General features: G+C 61.3%; 24 protein-coding genes and 1 other RNA gene. 17 read left to right on the top strand and 8 right to left on the bottom strand.

The annotated features are described in order from the left end of the window. Positions 1–29 precede the first annotated feature (29 nt). From ACMGF9_RS02235 to ACMGF9_RS02195, 9 genes are all read left to right on the top strand, one after another. Positions 30–476 carry a hypothetical protein gene (locus tag ACMGF9_RS02235; protein WP_004937135.1) on the top strand — a complete coding sequence of 149 codons (447 nt, stop codon included), beginning with the start codon at positions 30–32 and terminating at the stop codon, positions 474–476. Between the two features lie 136 nt (positions 477–612). Continuing rightward, positions 613–1,293: a DedA family protein gene (locus tag ACMGF9_RS02230; RefSeq protein WP_004937132.1), complete on the top strand. Its 681-nt coding sequence runs from the start codon at positions 613–615 to the stop codon at positions 1,291–1,293. Next, positions 1,290–1,664, top strand: coding sequence for an EnvZ/OmpR regulon moderator MzrA (mzrA, locus tag ACMGF9_RS02225; RefSeq protein ID WP_004937130.1), 375 nt, complete (start codon positions 1,290–1,292; stop codon positions 1,662–1,664). The genes ACMGF9_RS02230 and mzrA overlap by 4 nt, the downstream gene beginning before the upstream one ends. Positions 1,665–1,907: 243 nt before the next feature. Further along, positions 1,908–2,279: a DUF1090 domain-containing protein gene (locus ACMGF9_RS02220; protein ID WP_015379159.1), complete on the top strand. Its 372-nt coding sequence runs from the start codon at positions 1,908–1,910 to the stop codon at positions 2,277–2,279. A 163-nt stretch (positions 2,280–2,442) separates the two neighbouring features. Further along, positions 2,443–2,748, top strand: coding sequence for a DUF883 family protein (locus tag ACMGF9_RS02215; protein WP_004937125.1), 306 nt, complete (start codon positions 2,443–2,445; stop codon positions 2,746–2,748). Between the two features lie 2 nt (positions 2,749–2,750). Next, on the top strand, positions 2,751–3,152 hold the full coding sequence (locus ACMGF9_RS02210; protein WP_015379160.1) for a phage holin family protein: 402 nt from the start codon (positions 2,751–2,753) through the stop codon (positions 3,150–3,152). Then, positions 3,149–3,436 (top strand): YqjK-like family protein, encoded by a 288-nt coding sequence (locus ACMGF9_RS02205; RefSeq protein WP_004937121.1) that lies wholly within the window; start codon positions 3,149–3,151, stop codon positions 3,434–3,436. The genes ACMGF9_RS02210 and ACMGF9_RS02205 overlap by 4 nt, the downstream gene beginning before the upstream one ends. Before the next feature lie 294 nt (positions 3,437–3,730). Next, a complete protein-coding gene (locus ACMGF9_RS02200; protein ID WP_031300242.1) occupies positions 3,731–4,126 on the top strand; it encodes a DoxX family protein in 396 nt (131 codons plus the stop codon). A gap of 70 nt (positions 4,127–4,196) precedes the next feature. Beyond that, on the top strand, positions 4,197–5,183 hold the full coding sequence (locus ACMGF9_RS02195; RefSeq protein ID WP_075685003.1) for a glutathione S-transferase family protein: 987 nt from the start codon (positions 4,197–4,199) through the stop codon (positions 5,181–5,183). 51 nt (positions 5,184–5,234) lie between these two features. Here the strand turns inward: ACMGF9_RS02195 and ACMGF9_RS02190 are convergent, their stop codons facing one another. After that, on the bottom strand, positions 5,235–6,131 hold the full coding sequence (locus ACMGF9_RS02190) for a LysR family transcriptional regulator (protein WP_004937113.1): 897 nt from the start codon (positions 6,129–6,131) through the stop codon (positions 5,235–5,237). 107 nt (positions 6,132–6,238) lie between these two features. Between ACMGF9_RS02190 and ACMGF9_RS02185 the strand changes: the two genes are divergently transcribed. Next, on the top strand, positions 6,239–6,940 hold the full coding sequence (locus tag ACMGF9_RS02185) for a pirin family protein (RefSeq protein WP_048794646.1): 702 nt from the start codon (positions 6,239–6,241) through the stop codon (positions 6,938–6,940). Positions 6,941–6,996: 56 nt separating this feature from the next. On the opposite strand, the gene rnpB is transcribed toward ACMGF9_RS02185, so the two are convergent. Then, an RNA gene (gene rnpB, locus ACMGF9_RS02180) (RNase P RNA component class A) lies at positions 6,997–7,374 on the bottom strand. Positions 7,375–7,415: 41 nt separating this feature from the next. Beyond that, a complete protein-coding gene (gene rsmI / locus ACMGF9_RS02175) occupies positions 7,416–8,279 on the bottom strand; it encodes a 16S rRNA (cytidine(1402)-2'-O)-methyltransferase (RefSeq protein ID WP_015379162.1) in 864 nt (287 codons plus the stop codon). Between the two features lie 62 nt (positions 8,280–8,341). On the opposite strand from rsmI, the gene ACMGF9_RS02170 reads away from it, so the two are divergent. Genes ACMGF9_RS02170 through dolP form a run of 4 tightly spaced genes read left to right on the top strand, consistent with a single transcriptional unit; the run spans position 8,342 to position 11,958 of the window. Beyond that, a complete protein-coding gene (locus tag ACMGF9_RS02170; RefSeq protein ID WP_015379163.1) occupies positions 8,342–10,381 on the top strand; it encodes a penicillin-binding protein activator in 2,040 nt (679 codons plus the stop codon). Then, positions 10,378–10,731 (top strand): YraN family protein, encoded by a 354-nt coding sequence (locus ACMGF9_RS02165; RefSeq protein ID WP_015379164.1) that lies wholly within the window; start codon positions 10,378–10,380, stop codon positions 10,729–10,731. The genes ACMGF9_RS02170 and ACMGF9_RS02165 overlap by 4 nt, the downstream gene beginning before the upstream one ends. A 51-nt stretch (positions 10,732–10,782) precedes the next feature. Beyond that, positions 10,783–11,373 carry a DnaA initiator-associating protein DiaA gene (diaA, locus tag ACMGF9_RS02160; protein WP_004937103.1) on the top strand — a complete coding sequence of 197 codons (591 nt, stop codon included), beginning with the start codon at positions 10,783–10,785 and terminating at the stop codon, positions 11,371–11,373. Between the two features lie 9 nt (positions 11,374–11,382). Then, positions 11,383–11,958, top strand: coding sequence for a division/outer membrane stress-associated lipid-binding lipoprotein (gene dolP, locus ACMGF9_RS02155; RefSeq protein ID WP_004937101.1), 576 nt, complete (start codon positions 11,383–11,385; stop codon positions 11,956–11,958). A 39-nt stretch (positions 11,959–11,997) separates the two neighbouring features. Here the strand turns inward: dolP and mtgA are convergent, their stop codons facing one another. From mtgA to ACMGF9_RS02135, 4 genes are all read right to left on the bottom strand, one after another. Then, a complete protein-coding gene (mtgA, locus tag ACMGF9_RS02150) occupies positions 11,998–12,729 on the bottom strand; it encodes a monofunctional biosynthetic peptidoglycan transglycosylase (RefSeq protein ID WP_015379165.1) in 732 nt (243 codons plus the stop codon). Beyond that, positions 12,726–13,379, bottom strand: coding sequence for an isoprenoid biosynthesis glyoxalase ElbB (gene elbB / locus ACMGF9_RS02145; protein WP_414160513.1), 654 nt, complete (start codon positions 13,377–13,379; stop codon positions 12,726–12,728). The genes mtgA and elbB overlap by 4 nt, the downstream gene beginning before the upstream one ends. A 237-nt stretch (positions 13,380–13,616) precedes the next feature. Beyond that, positions 13,617–15,956, bottom strand: a complete 2,340-nt coding sequence (gene arcB / locus ACMGF9_RS02140) for an aerobic respiration two-component sensor histidine kinase ArcB (protein WP_015379167.1) — start codon at positions 15,954–15,956, stop codon at positions 13,617–13,619. Positions 15,957–16,048: 92 nt separating this feature from the next. Continuing rightward, the gene (locus ACMGF9_RS02135) at positions 16,049–16,987 is read right to left on the bottom strand and encodes a TIGR01212 family radical SAM protein (RefSeq protein WP_414160511.1); all 939 of its coding nucleotides are present in this window, start codon (positions 16,985–16,987) and stop codon (positions 16,049–16,051) included. Between the two features lie 691 nt (positions 16,988–17,678). Between ACMGF9_RS02135 and gltB the strand changes: the two genes are divergently transcribed. The 3 genes from gltB (at position 17,679) to ACMGF9_RS02120 (ending at position 24,217) form a co-directional block, all read left to right on the top strand. Beyond that, positions 17,679–22,139: a glutamate synthase large subunit gene (gltB, locus tag ACMGF9_RS02130; protein ID WP_414160510.1), complete on the top strand. Its 4,461-nt coding sequence runs from the start codon at positions 17,679–17,681 to the stop codon at positions 22,137–22,139. Positions 22,140–22,153: 14 nt separating this feature from the next. Continuing rightward, positions 22,154–23,572 carry a glutamate synthase small subunit gene (locus ACMGF9_RS02125; protein ID WP_015379170.1) on the top strand — a complete coding sequence of 473 codons (1,419 nt, stop codon included), beginning with the start codon at positions 22,154–22,156 and terminating at the stop codon, positions 23,570–23,572. Between the two features lie 165 nt (positions 23,573–23,737). Then, entirely contained in the window at positions 23,738–24,217 is a 480-nt protein-coding gene (locus ACMGF9_RS02120; protein WP_015379171.1) for a hypothetical protein, read from the top strand. A gap of 64 nt (positions 24,218–24,281) precedes the next feature. On the opposite strand, the gene sspB is transcribed toward ACMGF9_RS02120, so the two are convergent. Beyond that, positions 24,282–24,782, bottom strand: a complete 501-nt coding sequence (sspB, locus tag ACMGF9_RS02115) for a ClpXP protease specificity-enhancing factor (RefSeq protein ID WP_004937084.1) — start codon at positions 24,780–24,782, stop codon at positions 24,282–24,284. Positions 24,783–24,784: the final 2 nt, after the last annotated feature.

The following is a 24,784-nucleotide window of genomic DNA, read 5'->3' as shown; positions in this document are numbered from 1 at the left end:
CCATTGCTGCGGGGGCGGGACGCGAATAAATGCGCTGGTTGTTTGCCATGCTGATTGCTGTTTTCTGCTGGACCGGTTCGGTCTCCGGCCAACAGCTATGCGTGGCGTCACCCAAGCCAACCCCCAGCGCGCTGAGCAGCCTGCCGCTGCTGGCGGAGCCGGCGCTTTCCCCCTATGATCATGTGTATCGGGCGCCGGCCGAAGCGCGCCGCAAAGCCCCCGGCAAGTTGCCGCTGCTGCTGCCCAGAGCGCACTCTTTCTCCGGTTCGCTGCTCGCATCCTCCCTGCCGGCGCCGGTCTATACCCTGGCCGCAGAGCCGGGTTACCGAATTCGCTTCCCCCGCCAGGACACCCCGGCTCCCAACCGGCTTGCCCAGGTCGACTGGATGCTGGACGCTTCCAGGCAACAGAGTCGCCAGGCCGGTTGGAAAGAAAGCAACATGCAGTACCGTGGCACGCTGACTTACCACCTATGACCGGTGTCGCACCGCTTAGAAACCTTAAAGCAACGCCGTTTCATCGTTATCAGCACTCAGGATCGCCGCGCGCTTTCAGCTCACGCCCGCTCCGCCGCTGAGATAAAAATAAACAATGACGTTTTAGGAACACCGGATGGACATCATTAAAGAACTGATACATGCCTTATGGCAGCAGGATTTTGAGACGCTGGCGAACCCCTCGTTGGTGTGGACCCTCTACATCCTGCTGTTCATGATCCTGTTTTTGGAGAACGGCCTGCTGCCGGCCGCTTTCCTGCCGGGTGACAGCCTGCTGATCCTGGTCGGTGTGCTGATCGCCAAAGGCACCATGGGCTTCCCATTGACCATCGTTATCCTGACCGTCGCCGCCAGCCTGGGGTGCTGGGTCAGTTATATACAAGGCCGGTGGCTCGGCAATACGCGAACGGTGCAAGGCTGGCTTTCGCATCTGCCGGCCCACTACCATCAGCGTGCACATAACCTGTTCCACCGTCACGGCCTTTCCGCCCTGCTGGTCGGCCGCTTCCTGGCCTTCGTGCGCACCCTGCTGCCGACCATCGCCGGCCTGTCCGGCCTGAGCAACGCACGCTTCCAGTTCTTCAACTGGATGAGCGGCCTGCTGTGGGTCTTGATCCTGACGACGCTGGGCTTCGCCCTGGGGAAAACGCCGGTGTTCCGCAAGTATGAAGATCAGCTGATGTTCTGCCTGATGATGCTGCCGCTGGTATTGCTGGTGGTCGGGCTGGTCGGCTCGCTGATCGTGTTGTGGCGCAAGAAGCGCGCCAACAGCCAGAATCCGGGGAAAGGGGCGTGACAGCAAAGCGCCCGCGCTGGCAATACGTCCTGATGATCGCGCTCGCCCTGCTGGCGTTGGCGACGCTGTTGGTGCCCTGCATGGTGCGCACCGAGAGCGAGCTGCGCATCCGCGCCAGCCAGCAAGGGCTGTCGCTGCCCGACGGCTTTTATGTCTACCAGCGCCTGGATGAACGCGGCATCCGCATCAAAAGCATTACGCCGGAAGGCGATGGCCTGGTCATCCGTCTGGATTCGCCGGAGCAGCAGTTGCTGGCGCGCGAAGCTTTGCAAACCATTCTGCCACCCGGTTACCACATCGCATTGAGCGAGTCCCCCGTGCCGTCGCATTGGGTGCGCGAATTTGCGCGCTCCCCGCTCAATCTGGGATAATCCCCCTTCATATGAAGGGGTTTCCTTTCATTGCCATAATCTTCATTTTCATTCGCATCGATTAGCTCAAGAATTAATCAGTCAGCACTGGGTCACGGCTGATTCTTTGGGGGCTCGCCGGTTTCATGACTATGCTGAAGGGTAACTTCAGCCGGCGATGAACGCCCTCCTCTCGCGCTGCCGCCTTCGGCAGCCAGGAAAGCGGATGCCTGTTCAGGCATCCCATGAACAAGGAACTGAAAGATGAAATTACGCCACTCCCTGTTACTGCTGTTGCCACTCTGCACGCTGCCGGCCCTCGCTTCGGCCGCAGAGGGCGGTTGCGCCGCCAAAGCGCAAAACATCCAACAGCAAATCGACTACGCCACCCAACACGGCAACACCCACCGCGTGGACGGGCTGAAAAAAGCGCTGAGCGAAGTGCAGACTCACTGCACCGAAGCCGGCCTGCAGGCCGAACGCCAGAAAAACATCGCAGAGAAACAGCGCAAGGTCGAAGAACGCCGGCAGGAGCTGAAAGAAACGCAGCAAACCGGCAAGCTGGACAAGGTCGCCAAGAAGCAGCAAAAGCTGGCGGAAGCGCAAGCTGAGTTGAAACGCGCCCAGGCGGAATAATTTTTTACACCAGCGGATTTATCGATGAGAGCCCCATCACACGGGATTTCTTAAGCATATGGAATTGATGTCTGGTGTTATCTGCTGGCCATCACCCCTTTGCTCCGGCGAAAAAATCCGCTATGTTAAAAGTCTGTCGAAATAAACGTTAAGGAATAATCACATGGCACATGATTCAAATGCAGAAAACTTACGCGCTGAACTGAAGTCCTTAGCCGATACGCTGGAGGAAGTGCTGAACTCCTCCACCGACAAGCCGAAAGCCGAGCTGGAGAAGCTGCGTTCGAAGGCGGAAGGCGCGCTGAAAGAGACCCGCGCTCGCCTGAGCGACGCCGGTGACAAGCTGGCTTCGCAAACCAAACAGATCGCCGGCCAGGCCGACGACTATGTGCGCGACAACCCGTGGACCGGCATCGGTATCGGCGCGGCGGTCGGCGTGGTGCTGGGCGTGCTGCTCGCGCGTCGCTAATCATGGCTGAACAACCGCAAGTGCGCGCGCAGGGCCCCGCCAAAGGGGTTCTGGATATCGGTCAGCGCATCATCACGATCCTGGTCGGCATGGTGGAAACCCGTGTCCGGCTGGCGGTCGTCGAGCTGGAAGAGGAGAAAGCCAACCTCATTCAGCTGCTGATCATGGCCGGTATGACACTGCTGTTCACCGCCTTCGGTTTGATGAGCCTGCTGATCCTGATCTTCTGGGCCATCGATCCGGTCTATCGGCTGGTGGCGCTGGGCGCGACAACCGGCGTGCTGCTGTTCCTCGCCGTAGTCGGCACCATCTGGACGCTGGTCAAGGCCCGTCGCACCACGCTGCTGGGCGCCACGCGCAAGCAGTTGGAGCTCGACCGCGCCGAACTGGAGCGCGAGCCATGAGCCGCCGCCGCTACCTGGAATGGAAAAAAGAGAGGCTGATTCGCCAGATCCAGCAACAGCGTCTGGATCTGGCCGAACACAAGTCTTTGTGGCTGGAAAAAACCGAACGCATTGACCGCGGCTGGCAGACCGTTTTTGGCCTGCGCCGCTATCTGGTACTCGGTTCCAGCGTCATGGCGCTGTACGGCATCCGCCACCCCAGCAAGATGATCCGCTGGTCGCGTCGCGCTTTCGGTGCCTGGAGCGCTATCCGACTGTTTAAAAAGACCTTCTCCGCCAAGTAAGCCCCGCGTTTTTCCTTCAAACATCCTGTTGCTCTGCCCTCGTTTTCCCCTTAAAACAGCGCTGTTTATCCCGAGGGCTGGGCAACCTGCTGACAAGCGTCAGTTTATTAGCACGCTAAAGATTCAGATTTTTTGAAAAATTACGACAGTTTTACTTGCTAACAACCTGAGCACTTCCCGCTTAACATTCACTCCATCAATACGATACGAGCCGGACAGGGCGAATGTCCTGATATACCGCTCGTTGACATGGCTTCCGCCGAACAGGCATACAAAAACACTTTGGAGTAGATGATGAAAAAATTAGAAGATACAGGTTTGTTGGTTGCTCGTATTCTGATGCCAATCCTGTTTATCGTGGCAGGCTACGGCAAAATGGGTGACGCTTATGCCGGAACCCAACAGTACATGCAATCGATGGGCGTGCCTGGCTTCTTGCTGCCGCTGACCATTCTGCTGGAGTTTGGCGGCGGTCTGGCGATCCTGTTCGGCTTCCTGACCCGCACCGTGGCGCTGTTCACTGCCGGTTTCACCATCCTGACCGCGCTGCTGTTCCACACTGACTTTGCGGAAGGCGTAAACCAGCTGATGTTCATGAAAAACCTGACCATCGCCGGCGGCTTCATCGTGTTGGCGATCGCAGGCCCGGGCGGCTTCAGCATCGACCGTCTTCTGAACAAGAAATGGTAATCTAAACTGTCATTCAGGGCCCGGCATGCCGGGCCCTGTCGTTTTTCACTCGGACACCAAGGAGATTCCCATGGGACAACTCGTCGATGGCGTTTGGCAAGACATCTGGTATGACACGAAATCTACCGGCGGCCGTTTCAAACGTTCAACCGCTCAGTTTCGCAATTGGGTGACCGCCGACGGTCAGCCCGGCGAACACGGCGCGGGCGGCTTCCAGGCCGAAGCGGGCCGTTATCACCTGTATGTTTCTCTCGCCTGCCCCTGGGCGCACCGCACGCTGCTGATGCGCAAATTGAAAGGGCTGGAGCAGATTATTCCGGTCTCGGTGGTGCACCCGCTGATGCTGGAAAACGGCTGGACCTTCGGCCAGGATTTTCCTGAAACCACCGGCGATCCGCTGTATCACGCCGACTTCCTGTACCAGATCTACCTGCGGGCCGATCCGCACTACAGCGGGCGCGTGACCGTGCCGGTGCTGTGGGATAAACAGCGGCAAACCATCGTCAGCAACGAATCCGCCGACGTCATCCGCATGTTCAACAGCGCGTTTGACGGCGTCGGCGCTCGGGCTGGGGACTACTACCCGACCGATCTGCGCGGTAAGATCGATGAGCTGAACGGCTGGATTTACGATCAAGTGAACAACGGCGTGTACAAGGCCGGTTTCGCCACCAGCCAGGAAGCCTATGACGAAGCGGTCAACGGGGTATTCAACGCGCTGGAGCGCCTTGAGCAGATCCTGGGGCAACATCGCTACCTGACCGGCGATCGGCTGACCGAGGCCGACCTGCGTCTGTGGACCACGCTGGTGCGTTTCGATCCGGTGTACGTCACCCACTTCAAGTGCGACAAACACCGCATCAGCGACTATCTGAACCTGTACGGTTTCCTGCGCGACATCTACCAGATGCCGGGCATCGCCGAAACGGTCAGCCTGCCGCACATTCGCAACCACTACTACCGCAGCCACGCCACCATCAACCCGCACGGCATCATTTCCATCGGGCCGGCGCAGGATCTGGACGAGCCGCACGGCCGCGACCAGCGCTTCGGTTAAGACGAAAAAAATCCCCTTGCCACCCGGCAAGGGGATGTCATTCAACGAACGTTAACGCTGTGCGAACAGGCGAGGAATTTCGCGTAGGAACCAGGCTTTCGCCTCCCCCATGCTGTCGCGCCGCCAGGCCATGATGATATCGGCTTCGCGGCTGTATTCCGGCCCCACCACCCGCAGCCGCCCGGCTTCGATATCTTTCTCCACCATCGGGTACGGCATGGTCGCCACCCCCAACCCGGCCAGCAGCGCCAGACGCTTGTCTTCAATGGTGCTCACCGTCAGACGCTGTTGTTTATCCAGCAGCTGAACGGTCAACACCGGGCGCTCGCGGGCGGTATCCGCCACGGCGATGCCGCGGTACTTCACGCGGGTCACCTCGGACAACGGCTCCGGCTCCTGATGGATCGGGTGATCCGGCGCGGCGACATAAACGCTCATCACCTTGTACAGTTTGCGGGTGTTGATCTCCGAGGATGCGCGGAAATGCATATCCGGTGCGATCACGATGTCAGCGCGCCCCTGCTCCAACCGCTCCCAGGCGCCCGCCAACACTTCGGTGAAAATCGACACCTGGGTATTGGCCTTCAGCGCCAGCTTGTCGACCAGCGGGAACAGCAGGCTCGGCGGTGATAACGCTTCGCTGACGATGGTCAGGTGGGTTTCCCAACCGCGCGCCAGCGCTTCGGCGTCGGTGGTCAGCTTGTCTGCCGCTTCCAGCAGCACCCGCCCGCGCTCCAGCAGCATACGCCCGACGTTGGTGAACTTGGTGCGGTGGCCCGAACGGTCGAACAGCACCACGTCCAATTCTTCTTCCAATTTTTGCATGGTGTAGCTGAGTGCCGACGGCACCCGGCCCAATTCGTCGGCGGCCGCGGCGAAACTGCCACGCCGGTCGATCGCGTCCATCACTCTCAGCGCCTCAAGCGTGAGCGCCCGATCTCTGGCCATCACATCCCTCTGTCAGGAAATTTGAATATGCCGACCAGATTAACTGGCTAACAATCCGACGTCCAGATGCTTACCATTTGGATAATGAATTTAGAGAGCCGATTGCCATGATTACATGCAGAACAGCACAACAATGCGGGCAAGCTGACTTTGGTTGGCTGCAGGCTCGCTACACCTTTTCCTTTGGTCACTACTTCGATCCCAAACTGATGGGCTACGCGTCGCTGCGGGTGCTGAATCAGGAGGTGCTGGCACCGGGCGCGTCGTTCCAGCCGCGCACCTATCCCAGCGTGGATATCCTGAACCTGATCCTGCAGGGCGAGGCGGAGTACCGCGACAGCGACGGCAACACCGCGCGCGCCAAAGCCGGCGAAGCGCTGCTGTTGGCCACCCAGCCGGGTCTGAGTTACAGCGAACAGAACGTCAGCAGCGATACGCCGCTGACCCGCCTGCAGCTGTGGCTGGACGCCTGCCCGGAACGCAACAACGAGCGGGTGCAGCGCCTGGCGCTGCCGGCGGCAGGCAACCTGCTGCTGGCCTCGCCGGACGGCGCGCAGGGCAGCCTGCAGCTGCGTCAGCAGGTTTGGATCCACCATCTCGATCTGCAGCCGGGCGAAGAACAAACGCTGACGATTAACGGGCCGCGCGCCTATTTGCAGTCGATTCACGGCACCATCGCCGCCACCGGCGAGCGCCACGAGGAACAGCGTCTGACCTGCGGCGACGGCGCCTTCGTGCGTGAGGAGAATCGCCTGACGATCCGCGCCGAGACGCCGCTGCGCGCGCTGCTGATTGACCTGCCGGTGTAAGCCGGCCGAAAACGAAAAACCCCGCGCAACTGGCGTTGCGCGGGGTTTTCTTTTGTCGAGGGAGTTGACCGGTAAGCCGGGTTCTGTCGTGGACAGTCATTCCTCTAGGCCAGCAATCGCTCACTGGCTCAAGCAGCCTACCCGGGTTCAGTACGGGCCGTACCATGTGAACCCCTATTTGGCCTTGCTCCGGGTGGAGTTTACCGTGCCACGAACTGTTGCCAGCCGCGCGGTGCGCTCTTACCGCACCCTTTCACCCTTACCTGATCCCGCTTGCGCGGGCCATCGGCGGTTTGCTCTCTGTTGCACTAGTCGTAGGCTTGCGCCTCCCAGGCGTTACCTGGCACCCTGCCCTATGGAGCCCGGACTTTCCTCCCCTCCATCTGTCTCCCCGAAGAGGACGGCAATGAAGCGGCGACTGTCTGGTCAACTCCGGCGCGGATAGTAGCGTCGCGGCGGCGGCAGGTCAACCGCTTTACGGCTGTTGTTGCTCCAGCGCGTGCTTATACAGCGCATTTTTCTTCACGCCGTGGATTTCCGCCGCCAGCGCCGCCGCCTTTTTCAGCGGCAGCTCTTTTTGCAGCAGCGCCAGCGTGCGCAGCGCCTCGAGCGGCAGCGCATCCTCCTGCGCCTTGTGGCCTTCGACGATCAGCACCATCTCACCGCGGCGGCGCACTTCATCTTCCTGCACCCACGCCAGCAGCTCGCCCACCGGCGCGCCGTGGATGGATTCCCAGGTTTTGGTCAGCTCGCGCGCCAGCACCACATAGCGCTGCGGGCCCCAGACGGTGACCATGTCCTGCAGGCTTTCCAGCAGACGATGGGTGGATTCGTAGAAAATCAGCGTGCGCGGTTCCTCCGCCAGCGCCATCAGCGTATCCTTGCGCCCCTTGGTTTTCGCCGGCAGGAAACCTTCGTAGCAGAAACGGTCGGAAGCGACGCCCGCGGCGCACAGCGCGGTAGTGGCGGCGCAGGCGCCCGGCAGCGGCACCACGCGAATGCCGGCCTCGCGGCAGCGGCGCACCAGGTGATAACCGGGATCGTTGATCAGCGGCGTGCCGGCGTCGGAAACCAGCGCAATGCTTTGGCCTTCCTGCAGTTTCGCCAGCAGCTGCTCGGCCTTTTGCTGTTCGTTGTGATCGTGCAGCGCGAACAGACGCGCGTTGATCGCGAAGTGTTGCAACAGCAATCCGGTATGGCGCGTATCTTCCGCCGCGATCAGATCAACGCTTTTCAGTACCTCTAACGCACGGTGGGTAATATCGCCCAGATTGCCGATGGGGGTGGGCACCACATACAGCGTTGATGCAGAAATGACTGATTGTTGGTGTTGATTCATTGTTTCATCCGGGTTGCCGATTTAATATTGAGCATCTTGAAAAAAACATCACTGGATACAGTATGCTTTCCTCAACATTCGTTCGTACCAAAGCAGGGCGTTCCAAGCCTGTCCGACTGACCGCAGTCATCGCCGCCGCCCTTTTCCTGGCGGGCTGTCCAAGTCGGGCCCCGCAAACGCCGCCCGCCAATATACAGGACGAAGCGAGCGCCAGCTCCGATTACTACCTGCAGCAGTTGCAGCAAAGCAGCGATGATAACAAGGCTGACTGGCAATTACTTGCTATTCGCGCCTTGCTGCGTGAAGGAAAACTGCCGCAGGCCGGCGACCAGTTGAACCAGCTGCCGAAAAATCTCAGCGGCGCGCAGCAGACCGAACGCCAATTGCTGACCGCCGAACTGCAGATCGCCAACAAGAGCTACGTCAGCGCCCGCAGCACGCTGGGCCACCTGGACAGCGGTGCGCTGTCGCCGAATCAGAAGGTGCGCTACTACCAGGCGCAGATCGCCGCCAATCAGGGCAAAGCGTCGCTGCCGCTGATCCGCGCCTATATCGCTCAGGAGCCGCTGCTGACCGGCAAGGCGCACCAGGACAACCTGGATCAAACCTGGCAGGCGCTGCTGCAACTGACGCCGCAGGAGATGAACAGCCTGGTGATCAACGCCGACGAGAACGTGCTGCAAGGCTGGCTGGATCTGCTGCGCGTTTATCAGGACAACAAGCAGGATCCCGATCTGCTGAAGGCCGGCATCAAAGACTGGCAGAACCGTTATCCGAAGAACCCGGCGGCCAAAACGCTGCCGGCTCGCCTGAATCAGGTGCTGAACTTCACCCAGGCCTCCACCTCGAAAATCGCCCTGCTGCTGCCGTTGAATGGCCAGGCGAAAGTGTTCGCCGACGCCATCCAGCAAGGCTTCGAAGCGGCGAAAAACGGCGGTTCCATGCCGGCGCCGCAGCCTCAAGCCGCACAACCGGCCAGCACGCCGGCTCAAACGGCGCCTGCCGATCAGGCCGCTACGGGTGACATCAACGCCAACGGCGCGGTCAGCCCTTCGGCCCAAGAGAGCCAGCCTGCCGTCACCGCCGCGCAACCCGCTGCGCCGTCCAGCGCGCCGATAACGCCGCTGCAGGCCGCCAACGCGCAGGTCAAAGTGTACGACACCACCAGCCAGCCGCTGGCCGCCTTACTGAGCCAGGCGCAGCAGGATGGCGCCACCCTGGTGGTCGGCCCACTGCTGAAAGAGAACGTCGATCAGTTGTCCGCCAGCACCACCACGCTGAACGTGCTGGCGCTTAACCAGCCGGAAACGCCGAAGGACAACCTGAACATCTGTTACTTCGCCTTGTCGCCGGAAGATGAAGCCCGCGACGCCGCCCGCCACATCTGGGAACAGCAGAAGCGTCAACCGCTGCTGCTGGTGCCGCGCGGCGCCTTCGGCGATCGCGTCGCCAGGGCCTTTAACCAGGAATGGCAGAAGCAAGGCGGGCAAACCGTGCTGCGCCAGGATATCGGCTCCGCCGGCGAGCTGCGCCAAATGGTGAACAGCGGCGGCATCCGCATGACCGGTACGCCGATGTCGAGCGCCCCGGCGCCGCAGAGCGTCACCATCGCCGGGCTGACCATTCCTGCGCCGCCGAGCGACGTGCCCGCCGCCACCGGCGGCAGCGTCGACGCGGTGTACATCGTCGCCACGCAGTCTCAGCTGACGCTGATCAAACCGATGATCGACATGGCCACCAGCTCGCGCGGCAAGCCGGCGATGTACGCCAGCTCGCGCAGCTACCAGGCCGGCGCCGGCCCGGACTTCCGTCTGGAAATGGAAGGCCTGCAGTTCAGCGATATTCCGCTGCTGGCCGGCTCAAACCCTCAGCTGCTGCAGCAGGCCAGCGCGCGTTTCCGCAACGACTACTCGCTGGTGCGCCTGTATGCGATGGGGATGGATGCCTGGACATTGGCCAACCACTTTGCTGAAATGCGCCAGCTGCCGGGCTTCCAGGTTTCCGGCACCACCGGTACGCTGAGCGCGTCGCCGAACTGCGTGATCAACCGTAAGCTGCCTTGGCTGCAATACCGTCAGGGTACGGTCGTTCCAGTCTCTTGAACCCACGCGCCTCAGGGGCGGGCTATGAGTTACTGGCCCGCCGTCACCTGGAACATGCCGGGCTCACCTTCTGCGCCGCCAATGTCGCGGTGCGCGGCGGTGAGCTCGACCTCATCATGCGCGACGGCACCACCTGGGTGTTCGTCGAAGTGCGCTACCGCCGCAACGACGCCTTCGGCGGCGCGGCCGCCAGCGTCACCTTTCGCAAACAACAGCGGTTGCTGCACGCCGCCGCCGTCTGGCTGGCGGGGCGCGGAGCCAGTTTTGACACATCATCTTGCCGTTTTGATGTTTTGGCCATTACCGGTAGCCAGTTAGAATGGATACCCAACGCCTTCAATGCGGATTAATCGGGGTTTTGCGGCGCAGACCGGCCCTTTGACTTAGTGGATTAATACAACGTGCTGGATAGAATTAAAGTCTGTTTCACCGAAAGCATCCAAACCCAGATCGCGGCGGCGGAAGCACTGCCGGACGCCATTTCCCGCGCTGCGATGACGCTGGTTCAATCCTTACTCAACGGCAACAAAATCCTGTGCTGCGGCAACGGCACCTCGGCCGCCAACGCGCAGCACTTCGCCGCCAGCATGATCAACCGTTTTGAAACCGAGCGCCCCAGCCTGCCGGCCATCGCTCTCAACGCCGACAACGTGGTGCTGACGGCAATCAGCAACGATCGGCTGCACGACGAAGTGTACGCCAAGCAGGTGCGTGCGCTCGGGCACACCGGCGACGTGCTGCTGGCGATTTCCACCCGCGGCAATAGCCGTGATATTGTGAAAGCGGTCGAGGCGGCCGTGACGCGCGATATGACCATCGTCGCACTTACCGGCTACGACGGCGGCGAGCTGGCCGGGCTGCTCGGCCAGCAGGATGTCGAAATCCGCATCCCGTCGCACCGCAGCTCGCGCATTCAGGAAATGCATATGCTGACCGTAAACTGCCTGTGCGACCTGATAGACAATACGTTATTCCCCCACCAGGACGATTAAGGAACTGAGATGAAGCTAAAAGCCACATTTGCAGTGCTGTCCAGCGCCCTGCTGTTGCAAGGCTGTATCGCCGGCGTCGTCGTCGGCAGTGCGGCCGTCGCCACCAAAACCGCCACCGATCCGCGCAGCGTAGGGACCCAGGTGGATGACGGCACGCTGGAAGCCAGAGTCGAAAGCGCCCTGAGCAAAGACCAGCAGTTGAAGAAAGATGCCCGGGTGGTCGCCACCGCCTATCAGGGCAAGGTGCTGTTGACCGGCCAGTCGCCTAACGCCGATCTCACCGCGCGCGCCAAGCAGATCGCCATGGGCGTGGAAGGCACGACCGAAGTGTATAACGAAATCCGTCAGGGCACGCCGGTCAGCCTGAGCACCGCATCCTCCGACACCTGGATCACCACCAAGGTGCGTTCGCAGCTACTCACCAGCGATACGGTGAAATCGTCCAACGTGAAGGTCACCACCGAAAACGGCGAAGTGTTCTTGCTGGGCCTGGTCACGCAGCAGGAAGGGCAGTCGGCGGCGCAGATCGCCAGCCAGGTCAGCGGCGTGAAGCACGTCACGACCGCCTTTACCTACGTAAAATAATCCGCCTGGCGGGAGTGGCACCGTGCCGTTCCCGCCCGTTTAATCCAGCTTGTTCTCGCGTAAAAACGCTTCCCCGCCCAGTTGCCGCATCTGCCGCATGATCCACTGTTGACGCTGCACCACATAGCCGGACGGCGCATCGGCCCTGAAGCGATGCGGATTCGGCAATACCGCCGCCAGCAGCGCCGCTTCGGCCGCGCTCAGGCGCTTGGCCGGCTTATGGAAAAAGCGCTGTGAAGCCTCTTCCACGCCGAACACCCCATCGCCGAACTCGACGATGTTCAGGTACACCGTCAGAATGCGCCGCTTGGTCCACACCAATTCGATGCCGGACGTCAGCCCGGCCTCCAATCCTTTGCGCAGCCAGCTGCGGCCATCCCACAAAAACAGGTTCTTGGCGGTTTGCTGCGACAGCGTGGACGCGCCACGGATGCGCGTCGGGCGCTTCTCATTGTGGCTGAGCGCCTTTTCAATGGCCGCCACGTCGAAGCCCCAATGGTCTGGAAACTTCTGATCTTCCGCCGCCATCACCGCCAGCGCCATTTGCGGCGAGATGTCGTCCATCGACACCCAGTCCGAATGGGCGACATAGCCGAAGTCGCCGCTCAGCCAGGCGCTGACCTGCCGTTCCACCATCACGGCGGAAAACGGTACCGGCAGGAAGGCGAAGAGCACAATGCCCAACGCCCACAGGCCGATAATCGCGATGACGCCGCGCTTCAGCCAATACCACGGGCGCAGCCGCCGCCATCCGACGAGCGATTTTCTCATTCAGCCAGTTCCAGCACCCGCGCCACCAGCTTATCGATGCCCAGGGCCGCCTGCGCGATAGACGGCGCCAGCATATAGGCCGGCGTGGTCACGATCTTATGTTCGCTGTCCACCACGATGTCGTCCACCGGGCAAATCACCGGTTCGCCGCCCATGGCGTCAATCACTTCCCCCAGATCCGGATCGTTGCCAATGGTCAGCCGCGCTTGTTGATCCAGCAGTTTCGGCAACAGCGCCGGCGCGATGCACATCAGGCCAATTGGTTTGTTGGCCTTATGCATCTCGCGCGTCAGGCGCGCCAAATCTTCATCGACCCAACATTCCGCGCCGGCTTCGGCGAAATTGCTGAGGTTCTTGGCGGCGCCAAAGCCGCCGGGCACGATCAGCGCATCCAGCTGCGCGGCCTCCGCCAGCGCCAGCGGCTGCACCGCACCGCGGGCAATGCGCGCCGATTCAATCAGAACATTGCGCGACTCCGCCATCTCCTCACCAGATAAGTGATTAATAACATGGCGTTGTGGTTTATCAGACGCCAAGCACACCGCCTGGGCGCCGGCACGATCCAACGCCAGCAGCGTCAGCACCGCTTCATGGATCTCCGTACCGTCATAAACGCCGCTGCCGCTGAGGACTACACCCACCTTTTTCATCACTCTTACTCCTGTCGCTGCTGTCAACTGGTTCGTGCTCGGAGTTGACAAACACTAATCTACATCACACATTTTAATGAATCTTCTAACAAGAGCGCTTACATTTGCTATGTTGTTGGCTGTATGATGTTTAGGAATTCGCAACAACCTGCTCGACCAGAACACTGAAACCAATACGCAGGTTCACAATTTCCCTGGTGTTGGCGCAATATTCGCGCACCCCGGCCTAGGTCGGGGTCATTTTTTTTCAGCGTTCTCAACCCAAGCCCGCAGTACCTGCACGTCGTTGCGCCACTCTTGTTTCAGCTCATCCACCCAATCCTGCACGTTATCCCACCAGGCCGGCAGCGTCGGCGTTTGAATCTGCTGCGCCAGCTGCTGCAGATGGCGCAGACCGACCGAACCGGCGGCGCCCTTGATCTTATGCCCTTCCTCAGTGATGCCTTTCTGATCGCGCGCCGTCATGTTGGAGTCCAGCACCGCCAGATAGCCCGGCATCATCTGTTCGAACATCTCCAGACTTTGGTGGATCAGCTGCGGGCCAACCAGATCCATGTACTGTTCCAGCATCGCGGTATCGAGTAACGACTCATTAATCTGCATCGCCTTGTGCTCCGTTTTCTTTGAAGTGTGAGAAGGTTGATGATCCCAATAGTGTTTGATGACCTTGGTCAGCGCCGGCACCGACAGCGGCTTGCTCAGCACATCGTCCATGCCCGCCTCGAGATACTCTTTTTTGTCTTTCAGCACGTTGGCGGTCAGGGCCACCAGCGGCGGCAGCGCCTGCCCGGCATAGCGCTCGCGCAGCGCCCGGGCGATGTCCAGCCCGGTCATGTCCGGCAGTTGGATGTCCAGCAGCACCAGATCGAACTCGTCCGGATCGAACATCGCCAGCGCGTCGTGGCCGTTCATCGCCACGTCGACGCTGTTGCCCAGCTTCTCCAGCACCGAGCGCGCCACGATCACGTTCAGTTCGATATCTTCCACCAGCAGGATGTGCAGCGCCGGCAACGGCAGCGCCTCTTCCTCCGGCGCCGCGCTGACGGCTTCCTGCACCGCCGGCGCCTTGATGGTTAAGGTAAAGCAAGAACCGTGCCCTTGTTCGCTGCGCACGGTGATGTCGCCGCCCATGCTCTGCGCCAGCCGCTTGGAGACCGCCAGCCCGATGCCGGTGCCGGTGGCCGGGCGGCCGCCGCGCTGATCTTTCACCTGGTAATACATGGCGAAGATTTTGTCCTGCTCGTCCTGCGGGATGCCCATGCCCGAATCTTCCACTTCAAACACCAGCTTCTCCTGCGCCTCGCGCCGTACGCGCACCACAATTTGCCCCTGCTGGGTAAATTTCACCGCGTTGCCGATCAGATTCCACAGGATCTGCCGCAGGCGGGTGCCGTCGGTCACGATCTGCTGCGGCAGCGGCGTCTGCGGCTCCATGACGAACTGCAGCCCTTTCGGCTGCGCCAGCAGGCCCGAGAGGTTCTCCAAATCCGCCAGGAAACCGGTGAAGTCCACCGGCTGGTTGTCGAGCTGCACCTTGCGCCGCTCGAGCTTGTCCATTTCGATAATGTCGTTGAAGATATTGCCGAGGGTGATGGCGCTGACGTGGATGGTCTTCAGGTATTTCAGCTGCTCGTCGTTCAGCTCGGTATCGAGCAGAATGCGGCTCAGGCCGACGATGCCGTTAAGCGGCGTACGCAGCTCGTGGCTGATGGTGGAGATAAAGGTGGTCTTCTCCCTGCTGGCGTTCTCCAGCGCGTCCTGGTAGCGCTTACGCTCGGTAATATCGCGGCCAAAGCCCATCAGCCCGTGGCGTTTGCCCACCCGGTCGTAAAACGGCACCTTGCGCAGCTCGAAACAGGCCTTGCGGCCATCGGGATATACCAACCACTGTTCGTAGGTCAGCGAGACGTTGTGGCGGAACACCTTCTCGTCGGTTTCGATCACCTTTTCGGCGATCTCCTGGCCGTAGACGTCGAACGGCGTCAGGCCGATCAATTGCTTCTCGCTCTTGCCGGTCAACAGCTCCATCGCGCGGTTGCAGCCGGAAAACTCTTTGTCTTCGTTGCGGTAGTAGACCAGATCCGGCGAGGCATCGAGGAAGGAACGCAGCAGCGCCGATTGCTGGCCCAGCTCAATCTGCGCCTGCTCGCGCTGCTCCATCTCTTCCGTCAGCTTTTCCATCACCTGCAGGCGCTCTTCTTCCGCTTTGATACGGTCGGCGATCTCCTGATTCAGCTGGCTGATATTGTCTTTGAGCTGCTGATTGAGCTCCAGATCGCGGTGGCGCATCTCTTCCAGCTTGTCCACCAGCCGCGCCAGCCGTTGGCGCGACTCTTCCAACTGTTCCACCACCACCGAGAGAAAATAGACCGCCCACGGGGTGATCAACAGGCCGAAGAAGATCGAACGCACCACGTCGATGCTTTCCACTTCGCCGCGCAGCAGCATGGTCACCGCCATCTGCACCACCATCGCCAGCACCACCAGCGCCGAGGCCAGCAGCAGCGAGAAGCGCACCAACCCCAGTTTCACCATTAAATCAACGTAGTACTGGGCCAACACCCGGATTTGCTTCATAGCGGCTCCCATCAGACACAATCTTTTGAATCATACCGTAAAACAGCGGTGAGATAAGGCGGCAAACGCCGAAGTGTGGCAAAGATTGCACTTCAGAGCGGCATGCCAGGGCGGTAGCGCCACTTTTCATCCAGCGCGCTGCCCTGCCCGCCGTGCCGTTGCAGATAAGCGCCGACCGCCTGCATGCCGCTCCAGCGGTTTTCGCACCACAGCGGCGCCAGCAGCGTCGGCCGGCGGGCGCTGGCGGAAAGGCGGTGGTACACCACCTCCCCCGGCGTATGGCGGATCATCTCCCCGGCACTGGCGGCGTAATCCTCCAGCGCCAGTTCGGGCAACCGCCCGGCCTGCCACGCCCGCGCCAGGGTGCTGCCGGTGACGACGTGCAGCGGGTGCAGCTTGATGCCGTCGACGCCGGTCTCCGTCACCTGCTGCAGCGTGAGCAGATGATCGCGCTGGGTTTCTCCCGGCAGCCCGACGATCAGATGGCAGCACACCTTCAGCCCGCGCTGCCGGGCCAGCCGCGCAGTCTGCTGATAACAGCGAAAATCATGGCCGCGGTTGATGCGCTTCAGTGTTTTATCGTGCGCCGTCTGCAGCCCCAGCTCCAGCCACACCTCATAGCCTTGCTCGCGGTAGCCCGTCAGCAGATCCAGCGCGGCGGCCGGCACGCAGTCCGGCCGGGTGCCGACGCACAGGCCGACCATGGCGCTCTGCGTCAACGCCTGCCGATACATCGCCTCCAGCCGTTCAACCTCCGCATAGGTGCTGGTATAGGCCTGGAAATAGGCCAGATAGCGCCGCGCCCGATCGACCCGCGCGGCCTGCTGCGCCAGCTGTTCGGCGATGCTCTGCCGCTGCATCGCCTCATCGGCGAACGAGGCGACGTTGCAGAACGTACAGCCGCCGCGCCCCAACGTGCCGTCGCGGTTAGGGCAGCCGAATCCGCCGTGCAGCGTGAGTTTATGGATCTTTTCGCCATAGCGGCGCTGGAGATCCGCGCCAAACATATTGACTAATTGCGGCAACTGCATAATCTTGGTGGTTCTCTGTGTTCAAAGCCGCGATGCTAATAAGAAACGGCTTTTCCCGCGATGACAGAGATCAACGCTTTCCCCGCAAGGCGCCACCAGGCATAACTATTCATCATAAATGCAAATCAATTCACTATAATTCTGATGAATTATTCTAATCGTCACGCAACCGTTAACGGCAATATGACAACACGGTGAAAAATAGTCATAAACATCAGAAAAGCAATATCTTATAGAATAAAACTCTGGCATTACCCCTCGCACTAGCATGGTGCAGAGATTAAGGGGTTGCACTATAGTGAGACAGCTCACACTTCTGAGCGGATCGGCGTTGCCCCATGATAGTGCAAAAATGCATTAAAACACTTATTTTTCAAATAAATAAACATCATCAATTCGATAAGAATCTATCTTAAGCCCACATTTGACCTGCGAATTCTTTCTCGCTAAGTTGGAAGTCCGCTGGAAGCTTTCTGGACGGGCAAACGTCTCGTCATATTTATGCAGTAATTGAAGACTCCCTCTTAAAACAAGTCCTATACCACTTGTGAGACCGTCACGAGAGGCCATTGATGGAGGGCGGAAAAGCAGATTGGCGGGGTTAACTTGCTGATTGGACTTCTGCCTGAAATTGGGAAGCCCCCTCGCAGTAGGTTGTGAGAGTCACGCAGAGCCTGGGGAGGTTCACGATATGTTGTACGATAAATCCCAAGAGAGGGACAACTGTGGTTTCGGCCTGATCGCCCACATAGAAGGCGAACCTAGCCACAAGGTGGTGCGCACCGCCATTCACGCGCTGGCCCGCATGCAGCACCGCGGCGCGATCCTCGCCGACGGCAAGACCGGCGACGGCTGCGGCCTGTTGCTGCAAAAACCCGATCGCTTCTTCCGCATGGTGGCGGAAGAGCGCGGCTGGCGTTTGGCCAAAAACTACGCCGTCGGCATGATGTTCCTCAGCCAGAATGAAGAGGAAGCGCGCCTCAGCCGCCGCATCGTGGAAGAAGAGCTGCAAAACGAAACGCTGTCGATCGTCGGCTGGCGCGAAGTGCCGACCAACCCGGACGTGCTGGGTGAAATCGCCCTCTCCTCCCTGCCGCGCATCGAGCAAATCTTCGTTAACGCCCCGGCCGGCTGGCGCCCGCGCGATATGGAACGCCGCCTGTTCGTGGCGCGCCGCCGCATCGAGAAACGGGTGCAGGATGACAGTTTCTACGTCTGCAGCTTCTCCAACCTGGTGACGATCTATAAAGGCCTGTGCATGCCTGCGGATCTGCCGCGCTTCTATCTCGATCTGGCGGACCTGCGCCTGGAATCGGCCATTTGCCTGTTCCACCAGCGCTTTTCCACCAACACCGTGCCGCGCTGGCCGCTGGCTCAGCCGTTCCGCTACCTGGCGCACAACGGCGAAATCAACACCATCACCGGCAACCGCCAGTGGGCGCGCGCCCGTACCTATAAATTCCAAACGCCGCTGATCCCGGATCTGCAGGCCGCCGCGCCGTTCGTCAACGAAACCGGCTCCGACTCCAGCTCGCTGGACAACATGCTGGAGCTGCTGCTGGCGGGCGGGATGGATCTCATCCGCGCCATGCGCTTGCTGGTGCCGCCGGCCTGGCAGAACAACCCGGACATGGACGGCGATCTGCGCGCCTTCTTCGACTTCAACTCGATGCACATGGAGCCGTGGGACGGCCCGGCCGGCATCGTGATGTCCGACGGCCGCTACGCCGCCTGTAACCTCGATCGCAACGGCCTGCGGCCGGCGCGCTATGTGATCACCAAAGACAAGCTGATCACCTGCGCCTCCGAAGTCGGCATCTGGGATTACCAGCCGGATGAAGTGGTGGAAAAAGGCCGCGTCGGCCCCGGCGAGCTGATGGTGATCGACACCCGCAGCGGCCGCATCCTGCACTCGGCGGAAACCGACAACGATCTGAAAAGCCGCCATCCGTATAAAGAGTGGATGGAGAAAAACGTCAAACGCCTGGTGCCGTTCGAAGATCTGCCGGACGATCAGGTCGGCAGCCGCGAGCTCGACGACGCGCAGCTCGAAACCTACCAGAAACAGTTCGGCTACAGCAGTGAAGAGCTGGATCAGGTGATCCGCGTGCTAGGCGAAATTGGCCAGGAAGCCACCGGCTCGATGGGCGACGATACCCCGTTCGCCGTGCTTTCAAGCCGGCCGCGCATCGTTTACGACTACTTCCGCCAGCAGTTCGCGCAGGTCACCAACCCGCCGATCGATCCGCTGCGCGAAGCGCACGTCATGTCGCTGGCCACCAGCATCGGCCGTGAAATGAACGTGTTCTGCGAAGCCGAAGGCCAGGCGCACCGCCTGAGCTTCAAATCACCGATCCTGCTGTACTCCGATTTCAAACAGCTCACCACGCTGGAAGGCGAATACTATCGCGCCGAGACGCTCGATCTGACCTTCGACCCGCAACAGCAGGATCTGGAGCAGACCATTCGCGCCCTGTGCGACGAAGCGGAACGCAAGGTGCGCGAAGGCGCAGTGCTGTTGGTGCTGTCCGACCGCGCCATCGCGCCCGGCCGCCTGCCGGTACCGGCCCCAATGGCCGTTGGCGCCGTGCAAACCCGGCTGGTGGAGAAAAGCCTGCGCTGCGACGCCAACCTGATCGTTGAAACCGCCAGCGCCCGCGATCCGCACCACTTCGCCGTGCTGCTCGGCTTCGGCGCGACCGCCATCTACCCGTATCTGGCCTATGAAACCCTGGCCAAGCTGGTGGACAGCCAGGCGATCGACAAGAAATACCGCGACGTGATGCTGAACTACCGCAACGGCATCAACAAAGGCCTGTACAAGATCATGTCCAAAATGGGCATCTCGACCATCGCCTCTTACCGCTGTTCCAAGCTGTTCGAAGCGGTCGGCCTGCACCGCGATCTGGCGGATCTGTGCTTCCAGGGCGTGGTCAGCCGCATCGGCGGCGCCAGCTTCAGCGACTTCCAGCAGGATCTGCAGAACCTCTCCAAGCGCGCCTGGCTGAAACGCAAACCGCTGGAGCAAGGCGGCCTGCTGAAGTTCGTGCACGGCGGCGAATACCATGCTTACAACCCGGACGTGGTGAACTCGCTGCAAAAAGCGGTGCACAGCGGCGAGTACAGCGACTACCAGGCCTACGCCAAGCTGGTGAACGAGCGGCCGGTCGCCATGCTGCGCGATCTGCTGGCCATCACGCCGAAAGGCGAACCGATCCCGGTCGATGAGGTTGAACCGGCGGAGTCGCTGTTCAAACGCTTCGACACCGCGGCGATGTCGATCGGCGCGTTGAGCCCGGAAGCGCACGAGTCGCTGGCGATCGCCATGAACGGCCTCGGCGGCTTCTCCAACTCCGGCGAAGGCGGCGAAGATCCGGCGCGCTACCGCACCAACAAGGTGTCGCGCATCAAACAGGTGGCCTCCGGCCGCTTCGGCGTCACGCCAGCGTACCTGGTGAACGCCGACGTGATCCAGATTAAGGTGGCGCAAGGCGCCAAACCGGGCGAAGGCGGCCAGCTGCCGGGCGACAAAGTCACCCCGTACATTGCCAGACTGCGTTACTCGGTGCCGGGCGTGACGTTGATCTCCCCGCCGCCGCACCACGACATCTACTCGATCGAAGATCTGGCGCAGCTGATCTTCGATCTGAAGCAGGTCAACCCGAAGGCGGTGATCTCGGTGAAACTGGTGTCCGAGCCGGGCGTTGGCACCATCGCCACCGGCGTGGCGAAAGCCTATGCCGATCTGATCACCATCGCCGGTTACGACGGCGGCACCGGCGCCAGCCCGCTGTCCTCGGTGAAATATGCCGGCTGCCCATGGGAACTGGGCCTGGTGGAAACCCAGCAGGCGCTGGTGGCCAACGGCCTGCGCCACAAGATCCGCCTGCAGGTGGACGGCGGCCTGAAAACCGGCGTGGACATCGTCAAAGCGGCGATCCTGGGCGCGGAAAGCTTCGGCTTCGGCACCGGGCCAATGGTGGCGCTGGGCTGCAAATACCTGCGCATCTGCCACCTCAACAACTGCGCGACCGGCGTTGCGACTCAGGACGACAAGCTGCGCCGCGATCACTACCACGGCCTGCCGGAACGCGTGACGAATTACTTCCAGTTTATCGCGCGTGAGACCCGCGAGATCATGGCCCAGCTGGGCGTGAGCCAGCTGGTGGATCTGATCGGCCGCACCGAGTTCCTGACCGAGCTGGACGGCATTTCCGCCAAGCAGAACAAGCTGGATCTGTCGCCGTTGCTGACAACCGCCACGCCGCATCCGGGCAAAGCGGTGTACTGTACCGAAAGCAGCAACCCGGCGTTCGACAAGGGTCTGCTGAACAAAGAGTTGCTGGCGCAGGCGCAGCCGTACATCGAAGCGAAGCAAGGTAAAACCTTCTACTTCGACATTCGCAACACCGACCGCTCCGTGGGCGCCATGCTGTCCGGCGCGATCGCCAACGTACACGGCGATCAGGGGATGGCAGGCGATCCGATCAAGGCGCACTTCTCCGGCACCGCCGGGCAGAGCTTCGGCGTCTGGAACGCCGGCGGCGTCGAGCTGACCCTGACCGGCGACGCCAACGACTATGTCGGCAAAGGCATGGCCGGCGGCAGCATCGCGGTGCGCCCGCCGATCGGTTCCGCCTTCCGCAGCCATGAAGCCAGCATCGTCGGCAACACCTGCCTGTACGGTGCCACCGGTGGCAAGCTGTTCGCCGCCGGCCGCGCGGGCGAACGTTTCGCGGTGCGCAACTCCGGCGCCATCACCGTGGTGGAAGGCATCGGCGACAACGGCTGCGAATACATGACCGGCGGCATCGTCTGCGTGCTGGGTAAAACCGGCATCAACTTCGGTGCCGGCATGACCGGCGGCTTCGCCTACGTGCTGGACGAAGACGGCGAGTTCCGCAAGCGCGTGAACCCGGAGCTGGTGGAAGTGCTGGATGTCGATCAGCTGGCGATCCATGAGGAGCACCTGCGCGGCCTGATCACCGAACACGTGCAGGCGACCGGCTCTTCCCGCGCGGAAGAGATCCTGGCCAACTGGCCGGAGTGGGCGCCGAAGTTCGCCCTGGTCAAACCGAAGTCCAGCGATGTCAAAGCGCTGTTGGGTCACCGTAGCCGTTCCGCAGCCGAGCTGCGGGTGCAGGCGCAGTAAGAGGTAGGTCATTAATGAGCCAGAACGTTTATCAATTTATCGACCTGCAGCGTGTTGATCCGCCAAAGAAACCGCTGAAGATCCGCAAAATCGAGTTCGTCGAGATCTATGAACCGTTTTCGGAAACCCAGGCCAAGGCCCAGGCGGACCGCTGTCTGTCCTGCGGCAACCCGTACTGCGAGTGGAAGTGCCCGGTGCACAACTACATCCCGAACTGGCTGAAACTGGCCAATGAAGGCCGCATCATGGAAGCGGCGGACCTGGCGCATCAGACCAACAGCCTGCCGGAAGTGTGCGGCCGCGTATGCCCGCAGGATCGCCTGTGCGAAGGCTCCTGCACCCTGAACGACGAGTTCGGTGCGGTCACCATCGGCAATATCGAGCGCTACATCAGCGATAAGGCCATCGAAATGGGCTGGAAGCCGGACATGTCGCACGTGCAGCCGACCGGCAAACGCGTGGCGATCGTCGGTGCCGGCCCCGCCGGGCTGGCCTGCGCCGACGTGCTGACCCGCAATGGCGTCAAGGCGGTCGTATACGATCGTCATCCGGAGATCGGCGGCCTGCTGACCTTCGGCATCCCGGCTTTCAAGCTGGAAAAGGAAGTGATGGTCAAACGCCGCGGCATCTTCAGCGAGATGGGCATCGAGTTCCAGTTGAACACCGAAGTGGGTAAAGACGTCAGCATGGAGACCTTGCTGAGCGAGTACGATGCGGTGTTCCTCGGCGTCGGCACCTATCAGTCGATGCGCGGCGGCCTGGAGAATGAGGAGGCGCAGGGCGTGTACGACGCGCTGCCGTTCCTGATCGCCAACACCAAGCAGCTGATGGGGTATGAAACCGAGCAGCACGAGCCTTACGTCAGCATGGAAGGCAAACGGGTGGTGGTGCTGGGCGGCGGCGATACCGCCATGGACTGCGTGCGTACCTCGGTGCGTCAGGGCGCAACGCAGGTCATCTGCGCCTACCGCCGCGACGAAGCCAACATGCCGGGCTCCAAGCGCGAAGTGAAGAACGCCCGGGAAGAAGGGGTGGACTTCCAGTTCAACCTGCAGCCGCTGAGCATCGAACTGAACAGCGCCGGCCGCGTGGCCGGAGTGAAAATGGTGCGCACTCAGCTGGGCGCGCCGGATGCCAACGGCCGTCAGACGGCGGAGCAGGTGCCTGGTTCCGAACACGTGATCGACGCGGACGCGGTGGTGATGGCGTTCGGCTTCCGCCCGCACCGCATGGACTGGCTGGCGGCGCACGACGTGCAGCTGGATAAACAGGGCCGCATCCTGGCGCCGGAAGGCAGCGACAACGCGTTCCAGACCAGCAACCCGAAAATCTTCGCCGGTGGTGACGCAGTGCGCGGATCTGACCTGGTAGTGACGGCGATCGCCGAAGGCCGCAAAGCGGCAGACGGCATCATGAACTATCTGGAAGTGTAAACCTTCCGTACCATCAGAGGCCCGGCATATTGCCGGGCCTCTGTTTTTAGCCTGCCACGCTTTGTAACAACCTCCCCGCTCCTCACCGCCTCAACGCGCTATAGTATTGAGTTAGCACCATTGCGGGGCGCGGCTGCGCCTGACACCGAGATAAGGATAGCGAACATGAAATGCTCCATTTCCCTGTTGGCCGGCGCGCTGCTGGCCGTCAATTTCAGCGCTTCAGCCATGGCGCTGGATTCGCAGGAGGTTGGTTACAATATCGAAGCGCGCGGCGCACGGCCGGTCGTGGCGCAGTTGGGCAAGGCCGGGCAGTTCGGCGCCGTGGAAAACAGCATCCGGCTGGGGGACGACAGCTGGATTGCCCTGGCGCCCAAGTTGGCCGGCGGCGGCAATGCCGGCTTTACCGCCGGCATCAAATCGGCCCTCTCCGCAGCCCTGATCTACAATCCGGCGGCGGTGTTGCAGGCGCTCAACAAAGGCAACGATCTGCCGCTCAATGACATTTGCACCGCACCGCCGGAAGTGCAAGGCGACACCGCCATCAGCAGTTTCCGTGAGCGCGCAACCCACGCCCTGTCTACCGTACGCGTAGGCGATCTCAGCGCGCCGCGCGACGCCTGCATTGCCGCGTTGAAAGGCTGACCCGCGTCTGCCGGGCAAAAAAAAAGCACCCCCATGGGGTGCTTTTTCGTTTGTTCTCACGGGGTTATTTCACCACGCGCAGCGCCGGGCGGCCACCGCGCGGCGGCTGCGGCGGTTCGTCATCCGGGCCGTTGTCTTCCGCGGTATCCGGGCGATCGCCGTCGATCACTGACATCAGGGTTTCCGAAGGGATCGTCTCATTGTCCAGACCTTCGAACACGCCTTCGCTCTCGTCGTAGGCGGCTTCCGGTTCGAACATCGTGCCGGCGCCGTTTTCACGCGCATAGATCGCCAGCACGGCGGCCATCGGCACCGAAACCTGACGCGGCACGCCGCCGAAGCGCGCGTTGAACTGCACGTCTTCGTTACCCAACGCCAGGTTGCCTACCGCGCGCGGCGCGATATTCAGCACGATCTGGCCGTCACGCGCGAACTCCATCGGCACCTGCACGTCCGGGCGAGTCACGTCGACCACCAGGTGCGGCGTCAGTTGGTTATCCAGCAGCCAGTCGTAGAACGCCCGCAGCAGATACGGGCGACGCGGCGTCATCTGAGACATGTCCATCG

It is taken from the genome of Serratia sp. BNK-23 (assembly GCF_047456145.1).
Classification (GTDB): domain Bacteria; phylum Pseudomonadota; class Gammaproteobacteria; order Enterobacterales; family Enterobacteriaceae; genus Serratia; species Serratia nematodiphila.
Note: the sequence above shows the minus strand (reverse complement) of the source record. Positions and strands in the feature narration are given on the sequence as shown.

Bases quoted from the DNA above. Each gene is read 5' to 3' on its own strand.
- ACMGF9_RS02235 (WP_004937135.1), top strand. From the start codon at position 30: ATGCGCTGGTTGTTTGCCATGCTGATTGCTGTTTTCTGCTGGACCGGT.
- ACMGF9_RS02230 (WP_004937132.1), top strand. From the start codon at position 613: ATGGACATCATTAAAGAACTGATACATGCCTTATGGCAGCAGGATTTT.
- ACMGF9_RS02220 (WP_015379159.1), top strand. From the start codon at position 1,908: ATGAAATTACGCCACTCCCTGTTACTGCTGTTGCCACTCTGCACGCTG.
- ACMGF9_RS02215 (WP_004937125.1), top strand. From the start codon at position 2,443: ATGGCACATGATTCAAATGCAGAAAACTTACGCGCTGAACTGAAGTCC.
- ACMGF9_RS02210 (WP_015379160.1), top strand. From the start codon at position 2,751: ATGGCTGAACAACCGCAAGTGCGCGCGCAGGGCCCCGCCAAAGGGGTT.
- ACMGF9_RS02205 (WP_004937121.1), top strand. From the start codon at position 3,149: ATGAGCCGCCGCCGCTACCTGGAATGGAAAAAAGAGAGGCTGATTCGC.
- ACMGF9_RS02200 (WP_031300242.1), top strand. From the start codon at position 3,731: ATGAAAAAATTAGAAGATACAGGTTTGTTGGTTGCTCGTATTCTGATG.
- ACMGF9_RS02195 (WP_075685003.1), top strand. From the start codon at position 4,197: ATGGGACAACTCGTCGATGGCGTTTGGCAAGACATCTGGTATGACACG.
- ACMGF9_RS02190 (WP_004937113.1), bottom strand. From the start codon at position 6,131: ATGGCCAGAGATCGGGCGCTCACGCTTGAGGCGCTGAGAGTGATGGAC.
- ACMGF9_RS02185 (WP_048794646.1), top strand. From the start codon at position 6,239: ATGATTACATGCAGAACAGCACAACAATGCGGGCAAGCTGACTTTGGT.
- rsmI (WP_015379162.1), bottom strand. From the start codon at position 8,279: ATGAATCAACACCAACAATCAGTCATTTCTGCATCAACGCTGTATGTG.
- ACMGF9_RS02170 (WP_015379163.1), top strand. From the start codon at position 8,342: ATGCTTTCCTCAACATTCGTTCGTACCAAAGCAGGGCGTTCCAAGCCT.
- dolP (WP_004937101.1), top strand. From the start codon at position 11,383: ATGAAGCTAAAAGCCACATTTGCAGTGCTGTCCAGCGCCCTGCTGTTG.
- mtgA (WP_015379165.1), bottom strand. From the start codon at position 12,729: ATGAGAAAATCGCTCGTCGGATGGCGGCGGCTGCGCCCGTGGTATTGG.
- elbB (WP_414160513.1), bottom strand. From the start codon at position 13,379: ATGAAAAAGGTGGGTGTAGTCCTCAGCGGCAGCGGCGTTTATGACGGT.
- arcB (WP_015379167.1), bottom strand. From the start codon at position 15,956: ATGAAGCAAATCCGGGTGTTGGCCCAGTACTACGTTGATTTAATGGTG.
- ACMGF9_RS02135 (WP_414160511.1), bottom strand. From the start codon at position 16,987: ATGCAGTTGCCGCAATTAGTCAATATGTTTGGCGCGGATCTCCAGCGC.
- gltB (WP_414160510.1), top strand. From the start codon at position 17,679: ATGTTGTACGATAAATCCCAAGAGAGGGACAACTGTGGTTTCGGCCTG.
- ACMGF9_RS02125 (WP_015379170.1), top strand. From the start codon at position 22,154: ATGAGCCAGAACGTTTATCAATTTATCGACCTGCAGCGTGTTGATCCG.
- ACMGF9_RS02120 (WP_015379171.1), top strand. From the start codon at position 23,738: ATGAAATGCTCCATTTCCCTGTTGGCCGGCGCGCTGCTGGCCGTCAAT.
- sspB (WP_004937084.1), bottom strand. From the start codon at position 24,782: ATGGACATGTCTCAGATGACGCCGCGTCGCCCGTATCTGCTGCGGGCG.